This is a genomic window from Paenibacillus sp. Soil522 (genome assembly GCF_001428245.1).
Lineage (GTDB): Bacteria > Bacillota > Bacilli > Paenibacillales > Paenibacillaceae > Pristimantibacillus.
The window spans coordinates 1-2,640 of record NZ_LMRV01000004.1; the positions used below are offsets into that span (position 1 = coordinate 1).

Annotated in this window: 2 protein-coding genes; both read right to left on the reverse strand. The window is 41.8% G+C overall.

Features of this window, described 5'->3' with window-relative positions; genetic code table 11:
• Positions 1–1,010: 1,010 nt before the first annotated feature.
• On the reverse strand, positions 1,011–1,229 hold the full coding sequence (locus tag ASG81_RS02760) for a hypothetical protein (protein WP_056628898.1): 219 nt from the start codon (positions 1,227–1,229) through the stop codon (positions 1,011–1,013).
• A gap of 1,110 nt (positions 1,230–2,339) precedes the next feature.
• Positions 2,340–2,555, reverse strand: coding sequence for a hypothetical protein (locus ASG81_RS32450; RefSeq protein WP_056628900.1), 216 nt, complete (start codon positions 2,553–2,555; stop codon positions 2,340–2,342).
• Positions 2,556–2,640 lie beyond the last annotated feature (85 nt).

The following is a 2,640-nucleotide window of genomic DNA, read 5'->3' on the forward strand; positions in this document are numbered from 1 at the left end:
AAACATTTTTCTCATCCTTCCGCGAATCACGAATCACTATATAGTCTCAGTATGGCCAAGACTACGAAACTATAAACGTCTCTTTTGTCATCTATTCAAAAATATTTCATCACAAGTGTAGAAAAACAACCTGTACATATGTATGTACATATGTACAGGTATACAGGTAAAGTTCTAAACTGCGCCACCTGAGCCTTAGCCAGCTCTGTGGGATCAGGAGATTTGGAATCCGGAGTCTTTTACGTTGATAGGGGATCTCCGTTCCATTCATTATCATAGTAAGACTAAATTGCTCTTGAAGAGGGGCATAAGGTTGGNGTGGGATCAGGAGATTTGGAATCCGGAGTCTTTTACGTTGATAGGGGATCTCCGTTCCATTCATTATCATAGTAAGACTAAATTGCTCTTGAAGAGGGGCATAAGGTTGGCCTAAACGTTGGCATGTTAACATTAGTTCTTGTTTTAATCATAAATTTTAAGCCATTACTTTCTTCTGCCAGCTGCTCGAAGTACAGGTCCCCGGTGCGCTCTGATTATGCATTCGTTCCTCCATACCGGCCATTGCGACTCCTACATAATATATCGTAAACCTTTGAGCCATGGCAGCTGCGTATCTCGGATACGTCTGATGCAGAAAGTAAGATTAGTTAATCTTTCATGGGGTTTCTACATCCAAGACTCAGGGTGAGTATCAAAATCTTCAAGNTCGTAAACCTTTGAGCCATGGCAGCTGCGTATCTCGGATACGTCTGATGCAGAAAGTAAGATTAGTTAATCTTTCATGGGGTTTCTACATCCAAGACTCAGGGTGAGTATCAAAATCTTCAAGCGGTAGGGGAGAAGTCAGTACCTGTACATACAGCTGTACATATGTACAGCTGTATGTACAGGTACTAGTACAGATTTAATCCTACGCTTGCAGCCCAATAAAGGGGTCCCGGCTGCGGATCGCGCTTCACCGACGTTACTCGTTAACACCCACAAATCTTACACCTAAAGTATAGGTTGTTCTACATCCAAAAATCATCTGACTTGACTTGTTTTCCGGTAAGCTTACGTACCGCGTCCACTAATGCCTTCATCGTCTTACCGGCAGGCATATAATCTCTATTTTTGCAGACCCTCGAAATGGTCTCCCGACTAACTTTAGATATTTCCCGTATTTTCTCTTGTTTTATCCCATGCCAGTCAATGAACTCACCAAATCGACTGCGTTCTTTTCCAAACATTTTACTCATCCTTCCGCGAATCACGAATCACTATATAGTCTCAGTATGGCCAAGACTACGAAACTATAAACGTCTCTTTTGTCATCTATTCAAAAATATTTCATCACAAGTGTAGACAAACATTTTTCTCATCCTTCCGCGAATCACGAATCACTATATAGTCTCAGTATGGCCAAGACTACGAAACTATAAACGTCTCTTTTGTCATCTATTCAAAAATATTTCATCACAAGTGTAGAAAAATAACCTGTACATATGTACATACATATGTACAGGTATACAGGTAAAGTTCTATATCTGCGCCACCTGAGTCTTAGCCAGCACTCGGTGGGATCAGGAGATTTGGAATCCGGAATCTTTTTCGTTGTTAGAGTAACTCCGTTCCACTCATTATCATAGCAAGACTATATTGCTCTTGAAGAGGGGCATAAGGTTGGCCTAAATGATTGGAATGCTCTGGAAGCATCTCTGCTTTCCCACATGCCATTACCCTCAAGTTTCTTACGTTGTTTGACCCTCATGTAAGCACCGCATATTTCTTTAGTACCGTCATTATATTGAACATTAATTCCTGTTTCATGATTTTAAGACATTACTCCATTTTTGCGGGAATGCTTCTTCTGCCAGCTGCTCGAAGAACAGGCCCCCAGGTGCAGTCTGATTTTGCATTCGTTCCTCCATACCGGCCATTGCGACTCCTACATGATTTCGTAAACCTTTGAGCCATGGCAGCTGCGTATCTCGGNCCAGGTGCAGTCTGATTTTGCATTCGTTCCTCCATACCGGCCATTGCGACTCCTACATGATTTCGTAAACCTTTGAGCCATGGCAGCTGCGTATCTCGGATACGTCTGATAGAAAGTAAGATTAGTTAATCTTTCATGGGGTTTCTACATCCAAGACTCAGGGTGAGTATCAAAATCTTCAAGMGGTAGGGGAGAAGTCAGCGACCTGTACATACAGCTGTACATATGTACAGCTGTATGTACAGGTCCTAGTTCAGATTTAATCCTACGCTTGCAWCCAATAAAGGGGCCCCGGCTGCGGATCGCACTTCAMCGACGTTACTCGTTAACACCCACAAATCTTACACCTAAAATATAGGTTGTTCTACATCCAAAAATCATCTGATTTGACCTGTTTTCCGGTAAGCTTGCGTATCGCATCCACTAATGCCTTCATCGTCTTACCTGCAGGCATATAATCTCTATTTTTACAGACCCTCGAAATGGTCTCCCGACTAACTTTAGATATTTCCCGTATTTTCTCTTGTTTTAACGTTCCTTTCCAAACATTTTTCTCATCCTTCCGCGAATCACGAATCACTATATAGTCTCAGTATGGCCAAGACTACGAAACTATAAACGTCTCTTTTGTCATCTATTCAAAAATATTTCATCACAAGTGTAGA